The following is a 25,967-nucleotide window of genomic DNA, read 5'->3' as shown; positions in this document are numbered from 1 at the left end:
CAATCCCTCTTTGCTTACAAACAAGCATTCTTTTCTTTTTTCAGACGGCCTCAGTATAGTGGGGCGCAACCGAAAAGCAGGCCGTCTGAAAACAACAAACCTTTCCTTCGCGACGGCCAGACAGCAATCAAAGGAACACCGAAATGATCCCGATTTCTACCGAACTGGCCGACCAACTCAAGCTCCTCAATCCGCAGCAGCTGGCTTTTTTGGCCGGATATGCCTGGGCAAAAAGCACGGGCGGCGATGCGGCCGCCGTGTCTTTCCAATCGCAGGCGGATGCCGCCCAGCCCGCGCCTGCCCGCAGCGTTCGCATCCTTTCCGCCTCGCAAACCGGCAATGCCCGCAAGGTGGCCGAACAGTTGCTGACCAAACTGGAAAGTGCGGGCGTGGACGCCGTCCTGACCGCCGCCGCCGACTACAAGGCCAAACAGTTGGCGGAAGAAGACATTTTATTGTTGGTAACGTCCACCCAAGGCGAGGGCGAGCCGCCGGAAGAGGCCTTGCCGCTACATAAATTCCTCAACGGCAAAAAAGCCCCCGATTTGAGCGCGGTCAGCTTTGCCGTATTGGGCTTGGGCGATTCGAGTTATCCGAAATTCTGCCAGGCCGGACGCGATTTCGATTGGTTGTTGGACAAACTCGGCGGCAAACGGCTGCACGAGGTCGGCCTTTGCGATTTGGAATATCAGGAAGAAGCCGACAAGTGGACGGCCGATATTGCCGAAGCCGTGGCGCGTCTGGCCGCCGCACCGGCCGCCGTTCCTTCAGGCAACAGCACGGACAAAGCGGAAACGGAAGGGGGTGGAACGGTATACACGAAAGAGAAGCCGTTTGCCGCCAGCCTCGCCGTGCGGCAGAAGATTACTTCCGGTCATGCCGACAAAGATGTCGAACACATCGAAATCGACCTGACGGGCTCCGGCATCCGCTACCGCGTAGGCGACGCTTTGGGCGTATGGCCGATAAACGACGAAGCCTTGGTGGCGGAAATCCTGCAATACGCCGGTTTGGACGGCGGCGAAAACATCCGCCGCGCCGACGGCGGCGAGTGTGAAATTCGGACCGCTTTGCGCGAGGATTTGGACATCACCCAAATCACGCCGCAGTTTGTCCGCGATTATGCCGCGTTGTGCGGGGCGGAGGAGTTGCAAGGCACGGCGGCAGACGCAGAGGCCTTGGCAGCCTATTTGGCTGCCACGCCGCCGGTGGGCGTGCTGGCGCAGTTTCCGCACAAGATGACAGCGCGGGAGCTGTACGGCCTGTTCAGGCCGCAAACCCCGCGCCTGTATTCGATTGCCTCGTCGCAGGACGAAGTGGGCGAGGAAGTGCATCTGACGGTCGGCGTGGTGGCGTTCGAGCATCACGGTCAAGCCTACACCGGCGCGGCCTCGGGCTGGCTGGGCGGCAGGCTGGAAGAGGACGGCGAAGTGCGCGTGTTTATCGAACCGAACAAGCTGTTCCGCCTGCCGGAAAACGGCGATACGCCGATTATCATGATCGGCGCGGGCACAGGTGTCGCCCCATTCCGCGCCTTTATGCAGCAGCGCGCGGCCAACGGCGACGGCGGGAAAAACTGGCTGGTGTTCGGCAACCGTAAGTTTACCGACGATTTCCTCTATCAGCTCGAATGGCAGCAGTTCCGCAAAGACGGCTTGCTGACCCGCGCCGATTTGGCTTGGAGCCGGCAGGGGGCGGAAAAAGTGTACGTTCAGGATAAACTGCGCCAGGCGGCCGCCGACGTTTGGGCATGGCTGCAGGACGGGGCGCACATTTATGTTTGCGGCGACGCGGCGCGGATGGCGCGCGACGTGGAAAACGCCCTGTTGGACATCATTGCGGAACAGGGCGGCATGGATCGCGACGACGCGGAAGAATATTTGAACGGCTTGCGCGAAGACAAACGTTATCAGCGCGATGTTTATTGAGCGGCAATTTGAACTGTTCAGGCCGTCTGAAAAGGCAGATATGCTTTTCAGACGGCCTGTTTGTCATGGCGGACGGTTCAGCGGCAGGACAGGGTTTCATTTTCCTGCAAACTCAAGACCTTGCGTTTTTTGGCTTTTTCGTAGCGGCAGCGTTGGCGTTCGGTGGTGATTTCCAACGGCGGGACGGGAACGGGTTTGCCGTCTTCGACCGCAACCATGGTGAAGTAGCAGCTGTTGGTATGGCGCACTTCGCCGGTGCGGATGTTTTGCGCTTCGACGCGGATGCCGATTTCCATCGAGGTTCTGCCCGTGTAGTTGACGCTGGCGTAGAAGGTCACCAAGTCGCCGACGTGTATCGGCTCTTTAAACAAGACTTTATCGACAGACAGGGTAACGCAGTAGTTGCCGCTATAACGGCTGGCGCAGGAATAAGCGACTTGGTCGAGCAGGCGCAAAAGTTCGCCGCCGTGGACGTTGCCGCTGAAATTGGCGGTGTCCGGCATCATCAGTTCGGACATGATGAGTTCGTGTGCAGGGAGTTGGCGGGTTTGTTCCATCGATGTGTTCCTTTTTCGGTTTGTATAGTGGATTAACTTTAAACCAGTACGGCGTTGCCTTGCCTTGCCGTACTATCTGTACTGTCTGCGGCTTCGTCGCCTTGTCCTGATTTAAATTTAATCCACTATATATTTGGATGGAGGCCGTCTGAAACCTGTTTTTCAGACGGCCTCCATATGCCCCGGTTTTCAGAGTAAGGCGGATTTTACTGCGCAGGGGAAAGGTTTCCAACCGCATCAGCCGCCATATAGCCGATGGCTATCGGGTTGTGTCTTTGCCGTTTAAAACCCTTGCCGTTTTGTGCTTGCGTCGGACATGGGAACCATAGTGCGGTATGAAAGGGAGGCCGTCTGAAAGTTTCAGACGGCCTGTTTTTTACAGCCATTTCCTGCGCGAGAAGAAAATCAGCAGCCCGACGATAATCGATGCCATCAAACCCAAGACCATAAAATAGCCATAATGCCAGTGCAGTTCGGGCATGTTGTCGAAGTTCATGCCGTAAATGCCGGTGATGACGGTCAGCGGCATGAAGATGATGGTAATGACGGTCAGGACGCGCATTTGCTGGTTCATGCGGTTGGACTGGAAGGAAAGGTAGATGTCCATCATGCTCAACACCATGTCGCGCGAGGCGTCGAGCGATTCGATAAGCTGCATGATATGGTCGTACACGTCGCGCAGATAGACGGTGGACTCGCCTTTGAAAATGGCAAAATCGCCGCGCACGGCAAGTTGATAGAACACATCGCGCAAGGGTAAAAGCGTGCGGCGCAGGCGGACGGCGTCGCGCTTGAGGCGGTGGATTTTGCCAAGGATGTCGCTGTTTTCGTTTTTAAACAGGGATTTGTCTATGGCTTCGACGCGGTTGTTGTACTCTTCCAAGACGATGAAATAGTCGTCCACGATGCGGTCGAGCAGGCAATAGGCGAGGAAGGCGGTGTTTTTACCGAGGATGCCGCGCAGGTTTTCGCTCATTTGGCGGCGCAACTGGCTGAACAGGCCCAGCGGTTTTTGCTGGAACGACAACACGAAATCCTTGCCGATAATCAGATACACTTGGTCGGAATTCAGTTTGCCGGCGGCGGTGTAGTGGTAAACCTGAGCGGCGATAAACAGATAATTGCCGTAGTCTTCGATTTTGGGGCGTTGTTTGCGGCTGAGGATGTCTTCGATGACCAGTTCGTGGATGCCGTAAGGTTCCAGCGTGTGTTTGAGCAGCGCGGCGTCGTTGATGCCGACGAAATGCAGCCAGTTGGTCTGCCCCGCTTGCGGGTGGGCGATGTCGGGCAGTTTTTTGCCTGCGAGATAATCGTGTTGGGCAAACGTATCGGCGGAATAAAGCGTCTGATGGATGGCGGAACGCGGCGCGTTGTCGGTATTGCTGCGCGGAACGGTTTGGTCTTGCGGGATTTCGGACTGTTCGGCGGTGTTCGGCTGTTGGCTCATAGGTTTAAAGGATGATGGTTTGAACGGGGAGGCCGTCTGAAATTTGGGGAAGAGTGGTTTACGTTGTTCTCAGAAAGGTTTAAAGATGATCTTTATTCTCAACTTTTCCCGGTTTCCAGCCTGCGCAGGAAAGCGTAACGGGCCGGCATAAGCTGATGATGGCAGCTGTATATTTCTTATTTCGATTCAATATGGTATGCCTTAGCGGAAAACACAGTTTCTGCGAAGCTAAAACGGGGTTTCTGTGAAGCTGAAATAAGTTTATCCACTATAACGGTTAAAAGGCCGTCTGAAAATCAATATTTCGGAATCGTTTTCCGTTTTTATCGTTTTCAGACGGCCTTTTTATGTGCTTAATCCGTATTTGTTTGGATTAATCCAGCTTTTTAAAATGGCGGCGGCGTTCCAGTTCGCTCAGGTAACGCTTGCGCAGGCGGATGGATTGCGGCGTGATTTCAACGAGTTCGTCATCGTCGATAAACTCGACCGCGCCTTCCAGCGTCAGCTTGATCGGCGTGGTCAGGCGCACGGCTTCGTCGGTGCCGCTGGCGCGGATGTTGGTGAGTTTTTTGCCTTTGAGCGGGTTGACCACCAAATCGTTGTCGCGGCTGTGGATGCCGATAATCATGCCTCCGTAGATTTTATCGTTGGGCGACACGAACATACGGCCGCGGTCTTCCAGATTCCATAAGGCATAGGCGACGGCTTCGCCTTGCTCTTGGGAAATCAGTACGCCGTTGTGGCGGCCAGGCATATCGGGTTTTACGGGCCCGTAGTCGTCGAATACATGGCTCATCAAACCTACGCCGCGCGTCAGGGTCATAAATTCGCCTTGGAAACCGATCAAGCCGCGTGCCGGAATATGGTATTCGAGGCGGGTACGGCCGTTGCCGTCGCTTTCCATGTTGGTCAGTTCGCCGCGGCGGCGGCCGAGTTCTTCCATTACCGCGCCTTGGTTTTCGTCAGGCACGTCCACGGTCAGGTTTTCATACGGTTCGCATTTTTGACCGTCGATGTCGCGGTAAACGACGCGCGGTTTGCCGACTGCCAGTTCATAGCCTTCGCGGCGCATGTTTTCCAGCAAAATGGTCAGGTGCAGTTCGCCACGTCCGGATACGCGGAACACGTCGGCATCGGCGGTATCTTCCACGCGTAGGGCGACGTTGGTCAGCAATTCCTTTTGCAGGCGGTCGCGGATTTGGCGGCTGGTTACGAATTTGCCTTCGGTGCCCGCGAGCGGGCTGGTGTTTACCATAAAGTCCATGGTCAGCGTCGGTTCGTCTACGCTCAACATCGGCAGACCTTTAGGGTTTTCTTTGTCGGTAATGGTCACGCCGATACCGATGTCTTCGATACCGGAAATAATCACGATGTCGCCGGCTTCGGCTTCTTCAAGCGGTACGCGTTCCAAGCCTTTGAAACCTAAAAGTTGGTTGATGCGGCCTTGGGCAATTTGCTGCTCGTGATTCATCACGGCAACGACTTGACCGGGTTTGATACGTCCGTTCAGGATGCGGCCGATGCCGAGGCGGCCGGTGTAGTTGTCGTAGTCGAGTTGGGAAATTTGCAGTTGCAGCGTTTCGTCTGCGCTGCCGCTCGGTGCGGGAGTGTGTTTTAAGATGGTGTCGAACAGCGGACGCATGTCGTTGCTCTCGTCGGTTTCCTCCAGTTTGGCGAAACCGGACAGACCGGAAGCGTAGACAATCGGGAAGTCCAACTGTTCATCAGTTGCGCCCAAGTTGTCGAAGAGTTCGAAAGTTTGGTCGATGACCCAGCTCGGACGGGCGGACGGTTTGTCGATTTTATTGATGACGACGATCGGTTTCAGTCCCAAAGCCAAGGCTTTTTTGGTAACGAAACGGGTTTGCGGCATCGGGCCTTCCTGCGCATCTACCAACAATACGACGCAGTCCACCATACCCAAAACGCGCTCCACCTCGCCGCCGAAGTCGGCGTGTCCCGGGGTGTCGACGATGTTGATGTGGTAGCCTTCGTAATCGATGGCGGTGTTTTTGGCGAGGATGGTAATGCCGCGTTCTTTTTCAAGGTCGTTGCTGTCCATCACGCGTTCGTCAACCTGCTGGTTGGCGCGGAATGTACCGGATTGGCGCAGCAGTTGGTCAACTAATGTGGTTTTGCCGTGGTCGACGTGGGCGATGATGGCGATATTTCGGATTTGTTTCATGATGTTAAGTTATTTGATATTAAATGCGGAAAATTGCGCATTATAGCACTTTGAGATTGTTGGGGCGGCATTTTTCCCTGAATGGGTGTAAAGATAAAGGCCGCAATAATGGCTAATGGTTAAACTATGTAAATGACAAAATCGATTGAGAGCGTTTATTACTATTAGAAAAAATAAAATATTATTTAAAACATATTGTTGTGCGAAATGCAGGTTTGATGTGTTGAATTTTGCTTTCTGATAATTGTTTGTATTTTAAAAGGAAAGTTGATTTTTGTGGCGGCGGTGCTAGAATTCTCCCCAATTCGAAAGAGCGCGTTGTCTGTAAAAAAACAACGGATGCGCACACTCCATTATTATTTGATATAACCCTATTATTTATTTTAGAAAAGGAAAGAAAATGAAAGGCGATAAAGCTGTCATTGATTATATGAACGAACTGTTGGCCGGTGAATTGGCTGCACGCGATCAGTATTTTATCCATTCACGCATGTATGCCGAATGGGGTTTCAACAAACTGTTTGAGCGTTTGAACCACGAAATGGCAGAGGAAACCGAACATGCGGAACAATTCATCCGCCGCATCCTGATGCTGGAAGGTACGCCGACTATGGTTCCCACCGGCCTGAATATCGGCAGCGACTTGGTTTCCATGCTGAAAGCCGACTTGAATACCGAACTTGAGGTTCGTGACGCATTGAAAAAAGGTATCAGACTGTGCGAGGAAAAACAGGATTATGTTACCCGCGACATTATGGTGAAACAGTTGTCCGATACCGAAGAAGATCATGCCCACTGGTTGGAACAGCAGTTGCGCCTGATTGAAATGATGGGATTGGAAAATTATAAGCAAAGCCAACTGTAATAACGGCGGAAAGGAAATTCTATGCAAGGCGATCGTACCGTTATCCGCGAGCTGAATAAAAACCTCGGCCTGCTTTTGGTAACCATTAATCAATATTTCCTCCATGCCCGCATTCTGAAAAACTGGGGGGTGGAAGAACTTTCGGAACACTTTTACAAACAGTCGATTCGCGAAATGAAATCGGCCGATGCCCTGATTGAGCGCATTCTGATGTTGGAAGGCCTGCCCAATCTGCAAGAACTGGGCAAGCTGCTGATCGGTGAAAATACCGAAGAAATCATCAAATGCGATTTGGCCAAAGAAGAAGAAAAACACGCCGCACTGGCTGCCGCCATTGCAGTGTGCGAAGCACAGCAGGATTATGTCAGCCGTGCTTTGTTGGAAAAACAAAAAGACATCAACGAAGAGCACATCGACTGGCTGGAAACCCAGCAGGAACTGATTGCCAAAATGGGTTTGGAAAACTATATCCAACTCGGGGCGCAAGAGGACTAAAACACAAATCACTGCCAAATACAGCAGTTCTCTGTTGCCGTAACGGCATACCGCAAAACGGTATGCCGTTTTTTTTTGGGGACGTATATGGCGGTATCCGTTATCATTTGCCACTTCAAAATATACAGTCAGGAGCATTTTATGAGCCATATATTCCTTAACGGCCAAGCGATACGGACAAACAATATTTTCTGTATCGGACGCAACTATGTCGCCCACATTGCCGAACTCGGCAACGAAACGCCGAGCGAACCGCTGGTTTTCCTCAAGCCGAACAGTGCCATCCTCAATAGCGGGAGTGAAATCCAGCTACCCTCATTCAGCGGCAATGTGCATTACGAGGCCGAGCTGGTTTTGCTGATCGGCGGCGATGCGGAAAGCCTTGCAGAAGGGCATGAGCTGGACATCGTAGCCGGTTATGCCGTCGGACTGGATTTGACTGCCCGCGATATTCAGGACGAACTCAAAAGCAAGGGATGGCCGTGGACGAAGGCCAAAGGTTTCAAGGGGGCGGCCTGCCTGTCGGCGTTTGTTCCTGCCGCCCGTTTACCCGACCCGATGCACTGCACGTTCGATTTTTATATCAACGGCGAGCTACGCCAGCACGGCGACACCGCATTGATGATTTACAATCTGCCCGTGATTTTGCGCGGCTTGGTAGAAACGTACGGCCTGCGGCAGGGAGATTTAATCTTTACCGGCACGCCCTGCGGTGTAGGCAGATTGAACCCGGGCGACCAACTGACCTTGGACTTGGCCGGTTCGGTAAAGGCGGAATTTACCGTTGCAGCCTGACCACTCGTGTCATTGACTTTATAAAGGCCGTCTGAAAATAAGCGATACGGGTTTTCAAACGGCCTCAAATTTCTGTTTTGACAAATCTTCACGCTTGCCCTAATATCCGCCGCTTAACATTTCTTAGCTTTAAATAACGATAGGAGAATTTATGCAGGCTACAGAATTGGCAATCAACAGTTATTACACCTTGATTGCCGCTACCATCGTTTTGCTGTTCGGCAAATTTTTGGTGCAGAGAATTAAATTTTTGCAAGATTTCAACATTCCCGAGCCTGTGGCCGGAGGCTTGGTGGCTGCGGTATTGATCACCGTACTTCATTCATTCACCGGATTCAGCTTAAAGTTTGAGAAGCCGCTGCAAGATGCCTTTATGCTGATTTTCTTCTCATCCATCGGCTTGAGCGCGGACTTTTCCCGCCTGAAGGCAGGCGGTCTGCCGCTGGTTATCTTTACCGCTATCGTGGGTGCGTTTATTTTCGTACAGAACGTAGTCGGCGTCGGCTTGGCTAAAGTATTGGACATTCATCCCGCCATCGGCTTGATTACCGGTTCGATTACCCTGACCGGCGGACACGGTACGGCAGGTGCGTGGGGTCCGACTTTGGAAAAAGAATTCGGTATAGGCGGTGCGACAGGTTTGGGTATTGCCGCAGCTACGTTCGGCTTGGTATTTGGCGGTTTAATCGGCGGGCCGGTTGCACGCCGCTTAATTAATAAGCAGGGACGTGCCAAAGTTTCAAACAACGGGGAGCAGGCAGATAACTACCAGTCAGACGATGCGTTCGAGAGCCACGGTAAAACCCGCCTGATTACTGCCGATTCTGCTGTTGAAACCTTGGCGCTGTTTGCCGCCTGTTTGGCGTTTGCAGAATTCATCAAAGCGTATCAGCTTGACGAGCAATACTTCTACAAACTGCCAAAATTCGTTTTGTGTCTGTTTGCAGGCGTAGTATTGCGCAACGTATTGACCTTGGTCTTCAAACGCGACATGTTCGACCGTGCGGTAGACGTATTCGGCAACGCTTCATTATCCCTGTTTTTGGCCATTGCCCTGTTAGACTTGAAACTGTGGCAATTGACCGGCATGGCCGGATCGGTAACCGTTATTTTGGCAGTACAGACAGTGGTTATGATTTTGTACGCAACTTTTGTAACCTATGTTTTGATGGGTCGCGATTACGATGCCGCCGTTTTGTCCGCCGGACACTGCGGTTTCGGCTTGGGTGCAACGCCGACGGCCGTAGCCAATATGCAGTCCATTACCCAGAGTTTCGGTCCGTCGCACAAAGCCTTCTTGATTGTGCCTATGGTGGGCGCATTCTTCGTGGATATTATTAACGCCTTGATTTTGTCGGGCTTTGTCGAATTCCTGAAGAAATAATCTGTAAAGCAATGCTAAAAGCACCTGTTCCGGCTTACCCCCGGCAGGTGCTTTTGTTATGATGGCACGTCGTTGCCGAGATGTTTTCAGACGGCCTCCCCTGCACAGGAGACCGTCTGAAAGGATAATGACGCACAGGCATTTGCAGGCTTTGCCGCATCGGCACAGTCATGCACCTATTCGGAAAGGAAACATCATGACCGTTAAACGCTACACCGCCTTATCGGCCGCCGCCGTGATTTTGCTGTTGGCCGCCTGCGGTAAAAAAGAGCAGCCGCAGCCGGAAGATTTGGCTTGCGGCGATCCCGCCGTGATTCAAAACATCCAAAACAGTTTGCAGCAGGCCGTCAAAGAGCAGGCGCGGACGTTCGCCAAAAACGATACGCGCGGATTTGTCGATGCGGATAAAGTCATTGCCGCCGCTGCAGAGCTGACAATCACCCTGAATAACCCGCAACAGGACAACAGCGGCACCAAGCCTTATTGCCAGGCCGATTTGTCTATCACAATCTCTCCGGATACTTTAAAGACCGCCCAAACCAACGCCCCCTTGCTTTACGGCGATAAAACGCTGGCCAAAGTAATCGGCGAGCGCACCGGCATCGGTTCGCTGACATACAAAGAAAACGGCATACTGGGCCAAACCCTCAAATACACGCCCGCCAAAGATGAAAAAGGCAGTTTTTCCATCACCTATGCAGACAACGGATTGGATAACGCCGCCAACGCATTGTCTGCCGCCTTGCTGCCTTACGGCATCAAAAGCCTGCTGCTGATAGACGGCAAGGCCGTCCGTTTGGAAGACGCGCTCAAACAAGTGAAAGAGGGTGGGAAGATTGAGGTGGTCGAAGAAACGGCATCCGAACCTGAAGCCGCCTCTTCGGCAACGGCCGACCCGATGCCCGAAGTGCTGACGCCTCCGGCCAAAAACGAAGAGCCGGCCCCTCCGGGCGTGTCGGATGAAGAGTTGGAGCAGGCACACAGCGATTACCGTGCGGCAGACCGTGAAATCAACAATGTCTGGAGGGATTTGGACAGCGTGATCCAGCAAGGGCTGCGCGACGAGCAGCGCGAGTGGATCAACCGTAAAAACGCGGCCTGCCGCCGCGCGGCCGCCCAAGCCGACAGTCCGGAGCGTGCCGAATATCTGCGGTTACAATGCGACAGCCGCCAGACCCGCGAACGCATCCAATACCTGCGCGACTACAGCGTGCAGTAAGCCTGCATAACACAGGCCGTCTGAAAATGTTTCGCTGCATTGCGGATATTTTCAGACGGCCTTTTTATGTTTGCTGCTGACGGAGGCGGGTTCTGCAAGCTTGCAGGTTGACGCTTATCTTCCTTCGTTCAGCCGTTCGGGCAATTTGCCGTCTTTGCCGAATTCGGCCAATGTGCCGCCTATATCGAACCAAACCCGTTGGTTTGATCCTTCGCCGTCGTGGTCGAGATGCCATGCCGCCCAAGTGTAGACGCCGTGCAATTCGTGAATTTGGCCGCCGCCTGATACATGGAGGCAAAATTCAAAGGCCGTGGCGGTGCGGTTCAGGATGATGGCATCCAGGTTGTCGGGCGAGCGTGTGCCGACGGTAAGCCAATCGGGTTCGGAAGTAACGGCAAAATCAATCAGGCGGCTGTCGGCCACTTGTTCGCGCAGGATGCTTTCGACGCTGCTGCGGATTTCTTCATAGGGTTCGTCGGCCAGCCATTGCAGCATATGGCGGGTATCGTCGAGTGCTTGGAAGTTGTCGGTCATGGTCGTTGTTTTCAATGATTTGGCCAAAGCGGCGGCGCGTTGGGGGAGGCCGTCTGCGGTTGGAGAGAGATTTTACCGGCGGGGTAGGTTTGGGTGCGTAATTCCTTGCTGTAGTTTCCTGCAACTTTTATTTTCAGACGGCCGCCCCGTTTTGGTTTCGCAGAAACTCAGTTTCTACACAGAAGCCCCGTTTTAGCTCCGCAGAAACTCGGCTTCCTGACGGAAGCCTCGTTTTCAGACGGCCTTAGGATGAAGAAGAGCAGTCGGCAAATTGCACCCAAACGGGAGCGTGGTCGCTGGGTCGCTCCAAGGCACGGGTGTCGTAATCCACCTGCACGTCTTGCAAGGCGGATGCCATCGCGCGGCTGGTCAGGATGTGGTCAATGCGCAGCCCTTGCTTGCGTTGAAACATCGCACCGCGATAGTCAAACCAAGTGTAAAACGCGCCTTCGGGATGGATTTGGCGCAGGCCGTCGGTCAAGCCCAAATCCAACAAATTTTGGAACCACTGTCTCTCGATGGACGAGCAGAGGATTTTTTCATGCCATTTTTCGGGCGCGTAGCAGTCGGCATCGGCGGGCGCGATGTTGAAATCACCCAGCAGGACCAGTTTTTCATGTCGGGACAATTCGTTGCGGAGAAATTCGGTCAGGGCGGCAAACCATTGTTCTTTATATTGGAATTTCGGGCTGTCCAGAGCTTCGCCGTTGACGCAATAGACATTGACGATGCGCACGCCGTTGACGGTGGCGGCGATGACGCGGCGTTGCGGGTCGTCGGGCAGGGCGGGCAGGCCGGTGTGTACGTCTTGCGGTTCGCTGCGGCTGATGATGGCGACGCCGTTGTAGGTTTTTTGGCCGCTCCAAACGCTGTGCCAGCCCATCATTTGCAGGGCGGCGGCTGGGAATTTGTCTTGGTCGAGTTTGAGTTCCTGCAGGGCGAGGATGTCGGGCCGGTGGTCGGCCAGCCAGTTTTGCACTTGCGGCAGGCGCACGTTTAGGGAATTGACGTTCCAAGTCGCGATTTTCATGTTGTGTTCCGGATGGGATGAAATGGGAAAGGCCGTCTGAAAAATCCTCTGACGGCCGGAGTGGGGAATCAGCGGTCGAGGCAGAAGCCGCTCAATACTTCGAGTATGGTGCGGGCTTCTTCCGATTTCAGGCGGTATTGCAATACGCGGTGGTAACGGGTGTAGTCGATGAGGCCGGCACTGCGCAGTTTCGATAAATGGTTGGACAGCGCGGTTTGGTTGATGTCGAGTGCTTCCACCAGTTCGCCTACGTTATGTTCGCTTTCGACCAGCAGGCAGAGAATCATCAGCCTGTGGGGGTGCGCCATCAGTTTGAGCATTTCGGCCACATGCTCGGCATTGCGCATGGGGTTGTTTGGCTGGTCGGCAATGGTGGGGTTCAGCCGCCGCAGGTTTGTATTTATGGATTTCATGTGTGGGATTTTAATTGGGATTGGCTCTCGAAACAATCGAATTTTGCGATGAATAATTGATGTTATTGAGAAAATTTAAACATCATTGCCTGATGCGGATTGATTTTTTCCGCCGCATTGCCGCTTTTCGATGCGGGAGGGTGATTTTTACAGGTGTCCGAAACAGTGCGGGAGGCTACATTGCAGGGTTTGCGGTGGGTTTGGACGGGTGTCAATCCGCTATACGGAAGGTTTTCAGCGTACCTGTTCCGCGCCGCTTCTTTTTTCAGACGGCCTTTGGGCCAAATGTGTTTACAGCGCGCCCAAAGCCAGTCCTTGCGTGAAGCCGCGCAGGGCGAAGGAGCGGAGGTTGTCCGGTTCGAGCAGGGTCAGGCAGACCAGTTCGTTGCCTTTCGTGTGGCCGGGGTTGCGGCTGCGGAAAAAGCGCGATTCGGGGTTGTCGGCGGTTTTTTCGTTCAGCCATTCGTTTTTCAGGTGGCCTTGCGATTCGGGATAGCGGATGAGGCCGCTTTCCGGCAGGTAGTGCCGGCCGAAACGGGCGGCGGCGAGGTGGTCGATCAGGCTTTGCGTTTCGGGCGGGGTGGGATAGCGGCGGTTGGGGTAGTAGGTTTTGCTGAAGACGTTGAGGTAGCGGTAGGTGCGGTCGCCTTTGACGATGAGCAGCCAGTACAGGGGGAGGTCGGGTTGTCGGGCTTTGATGCGTCCGGCCAGGCAGCACCAGGCCAGCGGTAGGGTTTGTTCGCCCCAAAAACGGTGGTCGATGATGGTGTCGCCGGAAAAGAGGGCGCGGCCGCTGCGGCCGAGGTGGGTGAAGGGGATGACTTTGAGGGTGGTGAAACCGCGGGTTTCGCCGTTTTCGTCTTCCAGCAGCAGGATGTGGTCTTTTTCCAGCAGGTCGCGGCGGAAGAGTTCGGACGAGGTGCCGCCATAGTAGCGGGCATAGAGGCCGTAGAGGCTGCCGACGGCTGCTTCGGTCAGTTCGGACGGGGAGGCGGTTCGGGTAGTCAGTTTGTTCATGGCAGTTTCCGGGTCAGGCAGATGAGCCAGATGGCAAGGAGGGAGACCAGTAATGCGGTGGCGGCCTGGTTGGCGAAGTGGGGGGCTTCCCAGCCGATAAACCATAGTCTGGCGTGGGGATGGTTTTGGTTGAAGGCGGAAATGTAGTTGGCAAACCAGGCTTCGGCGGCAAACATGGCGGCCATGATGCCGAGGTTGGCGGCGAGCAGGCGGGGTTGTTCGCGGCGGCACCACAGGCCGAGCGGCAGCAGCAGGGCGAGGCTGAACAGGTCGTGGATGATGCCGTAACCGTATTTCCAAGTGTTGGTGCCGTACATGAGCAGGATTTCAATCAGTCCGCGCGCCAGCATGGGCAGCCAAAAGAGCAGATAGGCGGTTTTCAGACGGCCTGATACGGCGGACGAGCTGAAAACCAGCGGCGGCAGAATCAGCCAGTATAAGACCGTCATGCCCAGCCACAAGGCTTTTGGCAGGGCGATGCTGCCGCCGTTTGCGGCAAAACCGTTCTGCCACAGGTAAAAACCGAGGGCGGCGGCCAGGGTGGAGAGGGAGGCCGTCTGAAAGGCGCGTTTCACAGATGCAGTTCCTGTTCGCGCACCACGCCTTCGGGTTGCGGTTCGCCGCCTTCGGCCAGCGTTTTGCGCCAGCCGGTGATTTCGGGCATCAGCAGGTCTGCCGCGCTGTTGCAGAAACGCGCCCGTCCGCCGAAGCGGTCGATATTGTCGCGCTGCTTCTGCATCATATTGACGTCTTGCCTGATAATCAGGTGCGACAGAGGTTCGAACAGCAGGCGTATCAGGCCGTTCAGACGGCCGAATTTGTAGCTGATGACGGTGTGGACTTCGGTGGTGTTTTCATCAAGCGGCGTGCAGGACGAGGTAACGATGTAGTGTTTGCCGTCTGAAAAACGGTAGTCCACCTGCGATGTGGACGGGGCGATGAAGCGGTCGGTGTGGCTCATCCGCGTTTCGCTGTTTTGCAGCAGCCGCCACACCAGGCTTTTTTCGCGCGGCTCGTCCGCATATTCGATTTGCGCGCCGTCGGCATTGCGCCGCAACAGGGCGCGGACGGGTTTGCCGGTGGGGGCGCGGAACCACGAATCGTGCACATAAACCGCGTGCGGGCAGTCTAAAAAGTTTTCCAAACACCAATCCACCGGCGCGGCAAAACGGGTTTTCATCCGGAAGGTGGTGTAACCTGCTTCTCCGAGGCAGGAAAACCGCAACGGGACGGGCATCGCCGGCTCGCCTATGCACAGCCAGACATAACCGTCCTGCGCCATACAGTGCACCGCGGGCACACGCACGTCGGGCGTTTCGCCGCAGCACAGCGCGGGAATCGAATCCAGCTTGCCGCCGCCGTCAAACGACCAGCCGTGATAGGCGCATTGCAAACAGCCCTTTTCGTTTACCTTGCCGATGGAAAGCGGCACGTTTCGGTGCGGGCAGCAGTCGAGCAGGGCGGCATAACGTCCTCCGCCCTGATGGAAAACGGCATAGTGGCGGCCGAACAGCCTGACTGCCTGCGGTTTTTTCCGTACCGCGCGTTCTGTGGCGGCGATATACCAGTAATTGTGCAGGCCGTCGGCGGCCGGAGGCGTGGTCATGCGGTTTTCCTTATTGATGATTTTCCGATAGCTTCAGGCCGTCATTATCCTATTTTCAGGCCGTCTAAAAAAGAGATAAGCGGCCTCTTCTGCTTCAAGCATCGGCAGGCGGCAGCAGAAGCGGCGTTTTCCGTAGGGCGAGGCGTTGGTCGGCACGGAACAGGGCGGCAGCGTATTGCTGCAGGTCGGCGGTGCGGGCGCATTGCGGCGGCGCGAGTTGGCCGATGCGTCGGGCGTAGGCGTATTGCGGGTTTTCGCCCAATGCGTTGTCGAGTGCGGTGGTAAGCCCGGTATCGGAAGCGGGGTGGCCGTCTGAAAGAATCAGGCGGTAGTAGGGCGGGGCGGCGTTCACGCCTTGCAGCAAGGCATGGTCGGGCAGGCCGGGGGAGGTGCGTAGCATGGCGCGGCGGACGAAGGCTTCGGTCAGCTTTTCGCCGCACAAGTCGCTTGTCAGGCTGTCGCGGCCGACGAATTCCAAACGGGGAATGCTGTTTTCCATACTGCGGATGCAGACGCGGTCGCCCGTGTCATAGCGGTACAGCCCGCCTTGGGTGGTAACGATCAGGCGGTAGTCGCGGCCGTTTTGCAATGCCCAGGCGGGATAGATGTCCCGTTCGTCGGCAAATTCGTAAAAATGGCTGTCCACGGCTAATATCGGATGGAGGCCGTCCGAAAAAGGGATGCTGGAAACGGCTTCGGTAGACAGCAGGCCTTTGCCTTGAATCCATACATGCGGCAGTTTCTGCCGCAGCAAGGCGGCGGGTGCGGCGGCGGTATGGCTGTCCCAGCAGCTGACGGTGTCGAGTTGCGGCCAAATCAGGCGGGTATCGGGCTGTGCTGCGGACAGTGCGCGCGACAGTACGGCGCGGCGGCGCGGTTCGTGTATTTCGGCCAATAGTCCGTCCTGCCGCTCCTGCATGGTTTGCAGAATCGGCAGCAGGATGGACGGGCTCCAAACGGAGATAAAGCTCAGGTTTTCCGCAGAAAGCAGCAGGCGGGCGCAGTGGAACTGCCATTCTTCAGCAGTTTGCGCGGCCAGCAATTCGGGCAGAAATAGGGTTTTTTCCGCCAGTGCCGCGCCGGTTTCACGGCCGAAATAGTCCAAATCGTTGCCGCTGCCGATTGGTATGCCGCCTTCGGTTTTGTCGCGGCTGCGGGTCAGCGGGCTGATGACGAAAAACAGCTGTCCGGCCAATGCCTGCGGCCGTTGCCGTTGCAAGTCGGCCAGCCACGGCAGTACGGCGCGGCGGAAGGCTGCATATAGGCCGTCGGTGTAGGGAATCAGCTTCGCTCCGCCGGAAGAACCGCCGGTTTCTTCGAAATGCGATATGGCTTCCGCCGTTAAGATGCCCGAACGGCCTGCGGCAATTTGTTCGATGGACGGGCTGAAGTCTTCATAGCGGCGGACGGGCAGGGCGCGGGCGAAGTCGCCGTAGTCTTTCAGTTCGGCAAAACGGTGTTCCCTGCCGAAGGCGCAATCGCGGTTGCGGTGCAGAATATCGGCCAAAACGGCCTGCTGTGTTTGCTTCGGGCAGGCTAAGGCCGTCTGAAAACGGGTGAGGGCTGCGGTAAGTCCGATGAAAGGCGGCATGCGGAAGTCCTCCGTTGCAAGATAAAGCGCAAGCCTACCGTATTTAAAGGCCGTCTGAAAAGGGATGATGAGTTGTGTGCCGGTGCGTGTAAAATTAAAAGTTTTTAAATTCAGTTTATTATAATTTTCCGGCCATTCATGGCTTGCGGAATCGGCGTAAATTTGATTTAATGCGCGCTTTGCTGAACGGCAAAAGGGTGATTAGCTCAGTTGGTAGAGCGTCTGCCTTACAAGCAGAATGTCGGCGGTTCGACTCCGTCATCACCCACCAAGTTTCTCTTTTCATTGTTGGTTTAACAATGGATGCGCGGTGGTAGCTCAGTTGGTTAGAGTACCGGCCTGTCACGCCGGGGGTCGCGGGTTCGAGCCCCGTCCGCCGCGCCACAAAATATCGGGTGATTAGCTCAGTTGGTAGAGCGTCTGCCTTACAAGCAGAATGTCGGCGGTTCGACTCCGTCATCACCCACCAAGTTTCTCTTTTCATTGTTGGTTTAACAATGGATGCGCGGTGGTAGCTCAGTTGGTTAGAGTACCGGCCTGTCACGCCGGGGGTCGCGGGTTCGAGCCCCGTCCGCCGCGCCACAATAAATTTTCTAATGTTTAAGGCCGTCTGAAAACTTTTCAGACGGCCTTTTTGTCTTTGCCAGAAACCTTTGTCAGAAATACCCCGCCTTTTTGCGTTCTTCCATCGCCGCTTCGGACACGCGATCGTCCATGCGCGTCGCGCTGCGTTCGGAAATGGTGGCCGCTGCGGTTTCGGCGATGATGTCTTCGGGCGTGGCGGCGGTGCTGGCGACGGGGCAGGTGCAGGAAATGTCGCCGACGGTACGAAAGCGCACGTCGCGGATTTGGGAAACTTCGCCTTCGCGTTTCGGCGTCAGCGGGGTAACGGGGACGAGCAGCCCGCCGCGTTCGACGACTTCGCGTTTGTGGCTGTAATAAATCGGCGGCAGCGCGAGGTTTTCGCGGGCGATGTATTGCCAGATGTCGAGTTCCGTCCAGTTGGAGATGGGGAACACGCGCATGTTTTCGCCGCTAAAGAGCCGCGTATTGTAGAGCGACCACAGTTCGGGACGCTGGCTTTTCGGGTCCCACTGTCCGAACTCGTCGCGGAACGAGAAAATCCGCTCCTTCGCCCGCGCTTTTTCCTCATCGCGCCGCGCACCGCCCATCAGTGCGTCAAAGCCTTGTTCTTCAATCGTTTCCACCAGCGTAACCGCCTGCGCGGCGTTGCGCGAATCGGTTTCGCGGCGCAGGACGACCGTGCCTTTTTTGATGGAGTCTTCGACGCTGCCGACCACCAGTTGCACGCCCGTGCGCGCGACGGTTTCATCGCGGAACTGAATCACTTCGGGGTAATTGTGCCCCGTATCGACGTGCAGCAGCTTGAACGGCAGCTTGAGCGGGCGGCCTTCGAGTTTGAACGCTTTGACCGCCAGCGCCAGCAAAACGACGGAATCCTTGCCGCCGGAAAACAGCAGCGCGGGATTTTTCGCTTCGGCGACGACTTCGCGGATGATGTAGATGGATTCGGCTTCGAGCCAGTTCAGATGCTTGTTTTGGATGGACATACGGAATCTTTCTTTAAGCTGACTGTTGCTACTTTAATCAGGCCGTCTGAAAAAAGGAAAGAACCGTTTTTAGCAAGCAAAGACGAATCGGTTATATGCGGGCGCATTCTTTGCGGGGAGTATGGTTTGGGGCGGTGTGGAGTCCGGGTTTGAAGAAAACTATTGTTCATGCGTTGAGGCATCGGGTGAATTGCTTTCGTATTGCCCGATTTTGCACGGATACGTCGGAGTCGGCAGGTATTGACGTGTTGCAATGAAACGGTATGCGGAAAATAGGGTGAGAGGCCGTCTGAAAAGTTTTCAGGCGGCCTCTTCTGCTTTACTGCGCGGGATGGTTTATGCATGATAGATGATTTGTATCGCTATGGCCGTGCCCGATTATTCCGCTTTTGTTTATTTTCGTTCGGGATGTTCCAAGTGGTAGATTTGGGCGACGGCATCAACCAATTCGCTGTCGCTGCCGCCGGCTTTTGAAAGGGTGCGGGTAGGCGAGTGCAGCAGTTTGTTGGTTAATTGCACCGAGAGGCGTTCCAGCACTTCTTCGGGTGCGGCACCTTTGGCAAGTTGTTTCATGGCGTTTTCCAGAACATGGCGGCGGGCACGTTCGCCTTCGTCGCGCAGGGCGCGGATTAAGGGGACGTTTTCACGGCTTTTCTGCCATTCGAGGAATTCGGCCACTTTTTGTTCTACCATTACTTCTGCTTCCGCCGCCGCTTTTTTGCGTGCGTCTTTGCCGCTTTGTACCACATCAGCCATGTCGTCTACGGTGTAGAGATACACGTCGTCCAAATCGGCTATTTCGGCCTCGATGTCTCGCGGTACGGCTAAATCCAACATGAAGACGGGCATTTGGTTGCGCTGTTTGAGGGCGCGTTCGACCATGCCTTTGCCGATGATGGGCAGCGGGCTGGCGGTGGAGGAAATCACGACATCGTATTGGTGCAGGATGTCGGGGATGTTGTTCAACAGGCAGGGTTCGGCGTTGATGCCTAGTTTGCCGCACAATTCTTCTGCCCGTTCCAAGGTACGGTTGGCCACCGTCATCAGGCGCGGGTTTTCGGCGGCAAAATAAGTGGCCACCAGTTCGATCATTTCGCCCGCGCCGACAAATAAAACATTCAGTTTGCCGACCGAAGGGAAAATCTGTTCGGCCATTTTGACCGATGCGGCAGCCATGGAAACGGAATGTTCGCCCACCGAAGTTCCGCTGCGGATTTCTTTGGCGACGGAAAAGGTTTTTTGAAACAGCGAGTTGAGCCAGGTGCCGACGGTGTTCTGTTCTTGTGCCGTCTGAACGGCATCTTTAATTTGACCGAGGATTTGCGGTTCGCCCAGCACCATGCTGTCCAGGCCGCAGGCAACGCGGAAGGCGTGGCGTACGGTGTCACTGCAGCCGTAGGTGTAAAGGTAGGGGCGGATTTCTTCCGCCGTTAAGCCTTGGCGGGCGGCCAGCCAGTCGGTGATTTTTGCGCTTTCGCCGATGCAGTAGAGTTCGGTGCGGTTGCAGGTGGACAAGATAACCGCCTCGAGCGCGGCATCGCTGTCGATCAGACTGCCGACCGCATCGGGCAGTTCGGCAGCGGCAAAGGCGAGTTTTTCGCGTATGCTCAGCGGCGCGGTTTGGTGGTTCACTCCGATAACGGTCAGCTGCATTGGGATTGGAATGGATGAGAAATGAAAAAACGGCGCATTATAGCAAATTCAGACGGCCTTTATCGGTAAAAAAATCGGTTTTAAAAGTAATACAGGGAAGTATTTAAAATATGAATAGGGTTGATAAAAGGTTCTTGGTGCAGCCGTTTGGTAAAAAGGCGTATAATTCCGCATTATATATATAATCTGTAAATTCCGTTGATAAACAGAAGCTAAAAGGAACATGCCATGACCGAACAAGAATCAGATGATGCCATGAAGCCGGCAGAAGCCGAGGCACAGGCGGCAGAGGGTAAAGGTGATTCCGGGCGCCCGGCTGAGAACAAGCCGACCGTGAAGGCAAAGCCTGCAAGTAAGCCGAAAGAACCCGGCAAGCCGAAAGAGCAGGTTATCCAGCTTTATGAATCGAACAAGCGTATCCATCCGAAGAAGGCCGAAGGCCGTTTTGCCAAACTGCGCATTGCAGCCATTTTGGCGACGCAATTTGTTTTTTATTGCATTCCGTGGTTCCACTGGTCGGGCCGGCAGGCGGTTTTGTTCGATATTTCCAACCGCCATTTCTTCATCTTCAGTTTGTCGCTGGGCATGGGGGATTTGATTTATCTGGCGCTGTTGCTGATTATCTGCGCTTTCGGTCTGTTTTGGTGGACGACTGTGGCCGGACGGCTATGGTGCGGCTACGCCTGCCCGCAAACGGTGTACACCGAAATCATGTTGTGGATAGACCATTTTGTCGAAGGCGACCGCAACAAACGTTTGAAGCTGGACAAAGAGTCGTGGGGCTTGCGTAAGATCCGTATCAAATTGACCAAATACCTGTTGATTTTCGCCGTATGCGCCTGGACGGGAATTTCCTTTGTCGGATGGTTTACGCCGATACGCGAATTCGTACCGGCGGTATTCACCATGACTGCGGACGGCGGCGCGTTGTTTGCGGCGGCATTTTACGGCTTCGTTACCTGGCTGTTCGCCCATCAGATGCGCGAGCAGGTATGTAAATACATGTGCCCGTATGCCCGCTTCCAAAGCGCGATGTTCGATCCCGATACATTGGTTATTTCTTACGATACCGAACGCGGCGAACCGCGCGGCGCGCGTAAGAAAAACGTTGGCCGGGACGAAACCGATTTGGGCGACTGCATCAACTGTACCATGTGCGTACAGGTGTGCCCGGTCGGTATCGATATCCGCGACGGCCTGCAATACGAATGTATCGGCTGTGCCGCCTGTATCGATGCCTGTGATGAAATTATGGACAAAATGGGCTATCCGCGCGGCCTGATTCGATACACGACGGAAAATGTGCTGGAGCACAAATACACCGACAAAGACATCAAGAAAAAACTTTTGCGTCCGCGCGTGGCCGGTTACGGCGCAGTGTTATTTGTGGCGATTGTGGCATTTATCATCGGCGTGGCCACCCGTGCGACGCTGCGGGTCGATGTCATCAAAGACCGCGGCGTGATGGTGCGGGAAAACGGCAAAGGCTGGTTAGAAAACGCCTATAATCTGCGCATCATTAACAATAGCGAGCAAGAACAGACCGTCACGGCTTCGGTCAGCGGTTTTGACGACATCGAACTTTCAGGTTTGCCGAAAGAAGGTATCAAAGTCGGCGGACGGCAGACCATTACCGTTCCGGTTCAAGTGTCCACTATTCCCGAATATGCCGACAAAGGCAGCCATCCGATCAACTTTACCTTTACCTACCGTCAGGATGGCGATACCGAAGGCCGTGTCATTAACGAAAAATCCAACTTTATCGGAGAATAAACGTGGCGCAGGAAAAAACCAAAGTCTGGTATAAAGAGCCGTGGCCGTGGCTGCTGTTTTCCGGTCCGGCCATCGTCGTGGTGGCGGCTTTTGTAACGCTTTATCTCGCTGCCAGCGGCAGTTCCGATTTGGTCAGCGATGATTATTACAAAGACGGCAAACATATCGATTTGGACCTCAAGCGCGATACGGCGGCGGTGGAACGGGGTATCCGGGGGCAGGCCCTCATCAATCCCGACGGCAGCGCGGTTCGCGTGTATGTGTCCGGCCGCTTTGACGACAAAGTACCGCTGAAGCTGACCCTGCTGCATCCCGTCAAAAAGGAATACGATCAAAGTATCGGTCTGAAACTTTCGACTGCGCCGAAATCGGGCGATAAGACCGAATATCTCGGACAGTTCGCCAAGCTGCCGCCGGCCAACCATTGGTATGTGCGGCTGGAAGACGAAGGCGGGATTTGGCGGGTGGAAAACAAATGGATTGTCAGCCAGGGCGCATCGATTGATTTGAATCCGATGAAAAATTTGCAGAACGCGGCAAAAACGGCAAAATAAGCGTATAAACCGGCGGAAAGGCGTCTGAAAAAAACGATTTCAGACGGCCTTTTTTAATATGCTTGGCTTGTTTTCAGACGGCCTCCGATTATCCGGCGGCAACTTGGAAACCCGTTACAATCTTTTTCACAGCTTCCGCTTCCCGAACCGTCCGTACGGCGTCAAACAAAGCCTGTGCTTCGGGATAGGCTTTCTTCATCATGCCCAGCCATTGCTTCAGGCGGGCGACGGCGTATTTTTCGTTGGCCGTCTGAAACAGGCACAAATCGACAAACAGGTTTATCCAGCCGAGGATTTCTGCAAACGGCATTTCGCATACTTCTTCCCCGTTTTCATATTGCTTGATTTGGCGCGCCAAGTCCGGGCGCATTACCGCCCCACGCCCGATCATCACACTGTTGCAGCCGCTTTCCCGCTTAATGTCCAAATAATCCCGCAAGGTGAAAACATCGCCGTTGGCCGTTACCGGAATGCTTACGGCATCGGCGATTTTTTTCACCCAAGACCAATGTGCGGGCGGTTCGTAGCCTTCGACTTTGGTACGGGCGTGTACAGTGAGCGAGCAGGCTCCTCCTTCGGCAATGGCCTGCGCGTTTTCCAAAGCCAGCGTTTTGTCTTCAAATCCCAAACGCATTTTACCGCTCAGCGGAATATGGTCGGGCAGGGCGCGGCGCAGCGTGCGGACGATGCGGTGTATCTTTTCCGGTTCTTTCAACAGTACCGCACCGCCTTGGTGTTTGTTGACCGTCGGTGCGGGGCAGCCGAAATTCAAGTCGATTTTCCTCACCCCGAAGCGCACGGCTTCCAATGCGTTTTCCGCCATTTTTTCCTCGTCGCTGCCTAAAAGCTGAACCGTGCAGGGAACGCCCGACGGCGTACGGTTGCCGTTGGCGATTTCGGGGGCGTATTTCAGCCAGGTGGCGCGTGAATGGACGGTGTGCGTGATACGGACGAATTCGCTGACGCATTCGTCAAAACCACCGATGCGGGTCAGCAGGTCGCGCATCGGGGCGTCCGTCAAACCCTGCATCGGGGCGAGCGAGAGGTAACAGGAAGGGGGAGAATCGGCCATCTGGCGGGTATCCGGCAATGAAAAAGAGGGCGGATTATAACGGATTGGACGGAGGCCGTCTGAAAAGGTGGCGGCTGGAAAAAAAGGGGCTGACGTAGATTAGCTCTAAATTCGACACCAATCCCGAAGGATTTTTAGTTGCCTAGACGGTGTGCCGAAGTTAAACCGAAATTCACATTCTTTCAAGAACAGAGGGAAAGATTTGCGATCGATTCCATTGTATTTGCGCAAGACACGTTTTGCCTGATTCCAAAAATTCTCAATGCCGTTAATGTGGTTCTGACGGTCTGCAAATTCCTTGGAATGGTTGATGCGGTGATGGGTAAAACCACTCACGTCCAACTTGTCGTAGCTGCTCAGACTATCGGTATAAACAATACTGTCCGGCATGATTTTCTTTTTGATGACAGGGATTAACGTTTCGGACTTGGCATTATCTACGACAACGGTATAGACCCGTCCGTTGCGTTTCAGAATGCCGAAGGCAACCACTTTTCCTGCCGCACCGCGACCACGTCTACCTTTACGCAGTCCGCCGAACTAGCTTTCGTCCAGCTCGACAGAGCCCTCAAAAACCTCATCGGCAGCCAAGGCCAGATAATGGCTGATAACCATGCGGATTTTGTGGTAGAACAGGATGGCGGAGTTAGGCTGAATGTCCAAAATATAGGCAGCGGAACGGGCGGTAACTTGGAGCACAAAAAAATCAAGTAGTTTCTTTTGAGCTCTCTTGCTTAATTTACAATTATTTATCTGCATTTTTGTAGCCTAGCATAACTGCAATCTACGTCAGCCCCTTTTGATTTGCGGCACGGGCATCGGCACGGCGATTGCCGCCAACAAGGTGCAGGGCATCCGCGCAGCCACGGCGCACGATTTGGTGGGTGTGCGCGGCGCAGTGGAAAATTATGACGCACAGGTGTTGTGCATGGGGCAGAATGTGATTGCCGCACCCGAATCGTGGGCGTTGGTGGATGTTTGGCTGGACGCGCGGCACGACACGGCGGGCAGCTATGCGCCGAAGTTGGTGGAAATTGCGGCGTTTTAAGGCGGAGAATCGTTTGCGGCGAACTGAAACCGCGTCGGGCGATACAAAAAGCAGCCAGCACTAGGCGGTCGGGACATCCGCAATATTCAAAATGTGGTTGCGGTAAAGTTCGGGCAGCAACGCCAGCACGGTTTCCTTGCCCGATAGCTCCGCATTGCACAAAGTATCCGCCAGCAAATCGACCGACATGGCCTGCAACGCAGGCACCGACAAAGGCGCATAGCTCAAATGCCAAGGTTCGGGAAACATGCCGCCTTGCTGTTTTTGATACGGGCGGAAGAAACCGAAGCGGTGCAGGTTTTCATCCAGCCATTGGTGCAACGGACGGAAAATGCCGCCTTCGCCCGTTTCTTCGGGCAGCAGCTTCGGACGGTAGCCCAGCGGCATGGCGGCGGCATCCACCACGTCGATTTCCGTGCCCCAATGGTGACGGCTGCCGCCCGGTAATGCCGACCAATCCAGAATATGCCGGATAATCTCTTCCTCCGACATCGCACTTCTGTCACGCACTCTGCCGTATTCGTCATACAGCGGTTTTTTGCCGGCGAATTTATGGTTCCAAATGCGCAGCTGGGTGTTGAAATCGCGGAAGGTGCTGAACGGCTGCATATCGATGCCGTCTTTTTGTGCGGCGGCACGCATGGCCAAAAACGCTTCCGCTACCTGTGGTTGGGCAGCAAAACGCGGGGAGGTGTATTGCACAACATGGCTGCGGGTGCGGCCGGTCAGTTCTAAATCGGTCAGCATGGTGAAGAACCTCGTGGGTGAAACATTGGGGTGCAGGCTGCCTGCGAATGGAAACGCGCGCGTTATTCGGCAGTGCGGCCGATAAAGTCATCCAACGCCGTTTGGCAACTTAGGTCGCATTGTGCGCGTAGTTTGGCCAGTTGCGCCAACAGGGTGGTTTGTTCTTCTGTGGTGAGCGTGTGCCCATTTTCGGCGGTGATTCGGTTGTAACACGGCGTGCCTTGGCTGTCCAGGCTGCGGTTGTGGAAATAGCAGCGTTTGTTGCCGACCGTGTCGCGTACAGTCAGTTTCACGCTGCCGCCGTCCAGAAAAATATTAGGGGCTGACGTAGATTAGCCCTAAATTCCACACCAATCCTGCAAGATTTTTAGCTGCCGGGATGGTGTGTCGAAGTTAAATCGAAATTCGCATTCTTTCAAGAACAGCGGGAAAGATTTGCGATCAATTCCGTTGTATTTGCGCAAGACGCGTTTTGCCTGATTC

At 54.7% G+C, this 25,967-nt stretch carries 23 protein-coding genes, 4 tRNA genes and 4 pseudogenes; 13 read left to right on the top strand and 18 right to left on the bottom strand.

Going from position 1 to position 25,967, the window contains the following annotated elements; translation table 11 throughout:
• Positions 1-143: 143 nt before the first annotated feature.
• A complete protein-coding gene (locus BM261_RS08910) occupies positions 144-1,928 on the top strand; it encodes an assimilatory sulfite reductase (NADPH) flavoprotein subunit (protein WP_074897533.1) in 1,785 nt (594 codons plus the stop codon).
• A 77-nt stretch (positions 1,929-2,005) separates the two neighbouring features.
• On the opposite strand, the gene BM261_RS08905 is transcribed toward BM261_RS08910, so the two are convergent.
• The 4 genes and pseudogenes from BM261_RS08905 to typA form a co-directional block, all read right to left on the bottom strand.
• Positions 2,006-2,485, bottom strand: coding sequence for an acyl-CoA thioesterase (locus BM261_RS08905; RefSeq protein ID WP_074897531.1), 480 nt, complete (start codon positions 2,483-2,485; stop codon positions 2,006-2,008).
• 22 nt (positions 2,486-2,507) lie between these two features.
• A pseudogene (locus BM261_RS12495) lies at positions 2,508-2,615 on the bottom strand (IS5/IS1182 family transposase); the annotation flags it as partial.
• A gap of 246 nt (positions 2,616-2,861) precedes the next feature.
• Positions 2,862-3,932, bottom strand: a complete 1,071-nt coding sequence (corA, locus tag BM261_RS08900; protein WP_074897529.1) for a magnesium/cobalt transporter CorA — start codon at positions 3,930-3,932, stop codon at positions 2,862-2,864.
• A gap of 373 nt (positions 3,933-4,305) precedes the next feature.
• Entirely contained in the window at positions 4,306-6,117 is a 1,812-nt protein-coding gene (gene typA, locus BM261_RS08895; RefSeq protein ID WP_074897527.1) for a translational GTPase TypA, read from the bottom strand.
• 400 nt (positions 6,118-6,517) lie between these two features.
• Here typA and bfr (BM261_RS08890) point away from each other — a divergent pair, with 400 nt between their 5' ends.
• The 5 genes from bfr (BM261_RS08890) to BM261_RS08870 all read left to right on the top strand — a co-directional run bounded on the left by bfr (BM261_RS08890) (position 6,518) and on the right by BM261_RS08870 (position 10,875).
• Entirely contained in the window at positions 6,518-6,982 is a 465-nt protein-coding gene (gene bfr / locus BM261_RS08890; RefSeq protein ID WP_049249018.1) for a bacterioferritin, read from the top strand.
• Positions 6,983-7,003: 21 nt separating this feature from the next.
• Positions 7,004-7,477: a bacterioferritin gene (bfr, locus tag BM261_RS08885; RefSeq protein ID WP_074897525.1), complete on the top strand. Its 474-nt coding sequence runs from the start codon at positions 7,004-7,006 to the stop codon at positions 7,475-7,477.
• Positions 7,478-7,618: 141 nt separating this feature from the next.
• Complete coding sequence (locus BM261_RS08880) at positions 7,619-8,272, top strand: fumarylacetoacetate hydrolase family protein (RefSeq protein ID WP_074897618.1); 654 nt, start codon at positions 7,619-7,621, stop codon at positions 8,270-8,272.
• Between the two features lie 151 nt (positions 8,273-8,423).
• Positions 8,424-9,656 carry a sodium/glutamate symporter gene (gene gltS / locus BM261_RS08875; protein ID WP_074897523.1) on the top strand — a complete coding sequence of 411 codons (1,233 nt, stop codon included), beginning with the start codon at positions 8,424-8,426 and terminating at the stop codon, positions 9,654-9,656.
• A 196-nt stretch (positions 9,657-9,852) separates the two neighbouring features.
• Positions 9,853-10,875, top strand: a complete 1,023-nt coding sequence (locus tag BM261_RS08870; RefSeq protein WP_065424153.1) for a lysozyme inhibitor LprI family protein — start codon at positions 9,853-9,855, stop codon at positions 10,873-10,875.
• A 114-nt stretch (positions 10,876-10,989) separates the two neighbouring features.
• Here BM261_RS08870 and BM261_RS08865 read toward each other — a convergent pair whose 3' ends face one another.
• From BM261_RS08865 to BM261_RS08835, 7 genes are all read right to left on the bottom strand, one after another.
• Positions 10,990-11,409, bottom strand: coding sequence for a hypothetical protein (locus BM261_RS08865; protein WP_143095765.1), 420 nt, complete (start codon positions 11,407-11,409; stop codon positions 10,990-10,992).
• Positions 11,410-11,653: 244 nt separating this feature from the next.
• Entirely contained in the window at positions 11,654-12,439 is a 786-nt protein-coding gene (gene xth, locus BM261_RS08860; RefSeq protein ID WP_074897519.1) for an exodeoxyribonuclease III, read from the bottom strand.
• A 68-nt stretch (positions 12,440-12,507) separates the two neighbouring features.
• Positions 12,508-12,786 (bottom strand): ArsR/SmtB family transcription factor, encoded by a 279-nt coding sequence (locus BM261_RS08855; RefSeq protein ID WP_003774674.1) that lies wholly within the window; start codon positions 12,784-12,786, stop codon positions 12,508-12,510.
• 357 nt (positions 12,787-13,143) lie between these two features.
• Positions 13,144-13,869 carry a hypothetical protein gene (locus tag BM261_RS08850; RefSeq protein ID WP_074897517.1) on the bottom strand — a complete coding sequence of 242 codons (726 nt, stop codon included), beginning with the start codon at positions 13,867-13,869 and terminating at the stop codon, positions 13,144-13,146.
• On the bottom strand, positions 13,866-14,444 hold the full coding sequence (locus BM261_RS08845; protein WP_074897515.1) for a hypothetical protein: 579 nt from the start codon (positions 14,442-14,444) through the stop codon (positions 13,866-13,868). The genes BM261_RS08850 and BM261_RS08845 overlap by 4 nt, the downstream gene beginning before the upstream one ends.
• Positions 14,441-15,475, bottom strand: a complete 1,035-nt coding sequence (locus BM261_RS08840) for a Rieske 2Fe-2S domain-containing protein (protein ID WP_074897512.1) — start codon at positions 15,473-15,475, stop codon at positions 14,441-14,443. Before BM261_RS08840 ends, BM261_RS08845 begins: the two co-directional genes overlap by 4 nt.
• Positions 15,476-15,569: 94 nt before the next feature.
• Positions 15,570-17,066: a GH3 family domain-containing protein gene (locus BM261_RS08835; protein ID WP_074897509.1), complete on the bottom strand. Its 1,497-nt coding sequence runs from the start codon at positions 17,064-17,066 to the stop codon at positions 15,570-15,572.
• 195 nt (positions 17,067-17,261) lie between these two features.
• Here BM261_RS08835 and BM261_RS08830 point away from each other — a divergent pair.
• The 4 genes from BM261_RS08830 to BM261_RS08815 all read left to right on the top strand — a co-directional run bounded on the left by BM261_RS08830 (position 17,262) and on the right by BM261_RS08815 (position 17,648).
• A tRNA-Val gene (locus BM261_RS08830) sits at positions 17,262-17,337 on the top strand.
• Positions 17,338-17,373: 36 nt separating this feature from the next.
• Positions 17,374-17,450, top strand: a tRNA-Asp gene (locus BM261_RS08825).
• A gap of 9 nt (positions 17,451-17,459) precedes the next feature.
• Positions 17,460-17,535 (top strand) — tRNA-Val (locus tag BM261_RS08820).
• Between the two features lie 36 nt (positions 17,536-17,571).
• Positions 17,572-17,648: transfer RNA gene (locus BM261_RS08815), tRNA-Asp, on the top strand.
• A gap of 74 nt (positions 17,649-17,722) precedes the next feature.
• On the opposite strand, the gene cysD is transcribed toward BM261_RS08815, so the two are convergent.
• Both cysD and hemA read right to left on the bottom strand, forming a co-directional pair.
• Positions 17,723-18,637, bottom strand: coding sequence for a sulfate adenylyltransferase subunit CysD (cysD, locus tag BM261_RS08810; protein WP_074897507.1), 915 nt, complete (start codon positions 18,635-18,637; stop codon positions 17,723-17,725).
• 393 nt (positions 18,638-19,030) lie between these two features.
• Positions 19,031-20,290, bottom strand: coding sequence for a glutamyl-tRNA reductase (hemA, locus tag BM261_RS08805; RefSeq protein WP_074897505.1), 1,260 nt, complete (start codon positions 20,288-20,290; stop codon positions 19,031-19,033).
• 255 nt (positions 20,291-20,545) lie between these two features.
• Here hemA and ccoG point away from each other — a divergent pair, with 255 nt between their 5' ends.
• Both ccoG and BM261_RS08795 read left to right on the top strand, forming a co-directional pair.
• Positions 20,546-22,063 carry a cytochrome c oxidase accessory protein CcoG gene (gene ccoG / locus BM261_RS08800; RefSeq protein WP_074897616.1) on the top strand — a complete coding sequence of 506 codons (1,518 nt, stop codon included), beginning with the start codon at positions 20,546-20,548 and terminating at the stop codon, positions 22,061-22,063.
• 2 nt (positions 22,064-22,065) lie between these two features.
• Entirely contained in the window at positions 22,066-22,617 is a 552-nt protein-coding gene (locus BM261_RS08795) for a FixH family protein (RefSeq protein ID WP_074897503.1), read from the top strand.
• An 88-nt stretch (positions 22,618-22,705) separates the two neighbouring features.
• Here the strand turns inward: BM261_RS08795 and BM261_RS08790 are convergent, their stop codons facing one another.
• Together BM261_RS08790 and BM261_RS08785 are read right to left on the bottom strand one after the other, a co-directional pair.
• Positions 22,706-23,689 carry a tRNA dihydrouridine synthase gene (locus BM261_RS08790; protein WP_074897501.1) on the bottom strand — a complete coding sequence of 328 codons (984 nt, stop codon included), beginning with the start codon at positions 23,687-23,689 and terminating at the stop codon, positions 22,706-22,708.
• A gap of 105 nt (positions 23,690-23,794) precedes the next feature.
• Positions 23,795-24,448, bottom strand: a pseudogene (locus tag BM261_RS08785) (IS1595 family transposase).
• Positions 24,449-24,485: 37 nt separating this feature from the next.
• Here BM261_RS08785 and BM261_RS08780 point away from each other — a divergent pair.
• Positions 24,486-24,737: pseudogene (locus tag BM261_RS08780) on the top strand (RpiB/LacA/LacB family sugar-phosphate isomerase); the annotation flags it as partial.
• A 60-nt stretch (positions 24,738-24,797) separates the two neighbouring features.
• Here BM261_RS08780 and BM261_RS08775 read toward each other — a convergent pair.
• The 3 genes and pseudogenes from BM261_RS08775 to BM261_RS12490 form a co-directional block, all read right to left on the bottom strand.
• Positions 24,798-25,484 carry a M15 family metallopeptidase gene (locus BM261_RS08775; protein WP_074897499.1) on the bottom strand — a complete coding sequence of 229 codons (687 nt, stop codon included), beginning with the start codon at positions 25,482-25,484 and terminating at the stop codon, positions 24,798-24,800.
• Between the two features lie 62 nt (positions 25,485-25,546).
• The gene (locus BM261_RS08770; protein ID WP_074897497.1) at positions 25,547-25,777 is read right to left on the bottom strand and encodes a hypothetical protein; all 231 of its coding nucleotides are present in this window, start codon (positions 25,775-25,777) and stop codon (positions 25,547-25,549) included.
• A 45-nt stretch (positions 25,778-25,822) separates the two neighbouring features.
• A pseudogene (locus BM261_RS12490) lies at positions 25,823-25,967 on the bottom strand (IS1595 family transposase); the annotation flags it as partial.

This window comes from Neisseria elongata subsp. elongata (assembly GCF_900113545.1).
GTDB classification, from domain to species: Bacteria; Pseudomonadota; Gammaproteobacteria; order Burkholderiales; family Neisseriaceae; genus Neisseria; species Neisseria elongata.
This window is presented reverse-complemented; position numbering and strand designations above follow the sequence as displayed.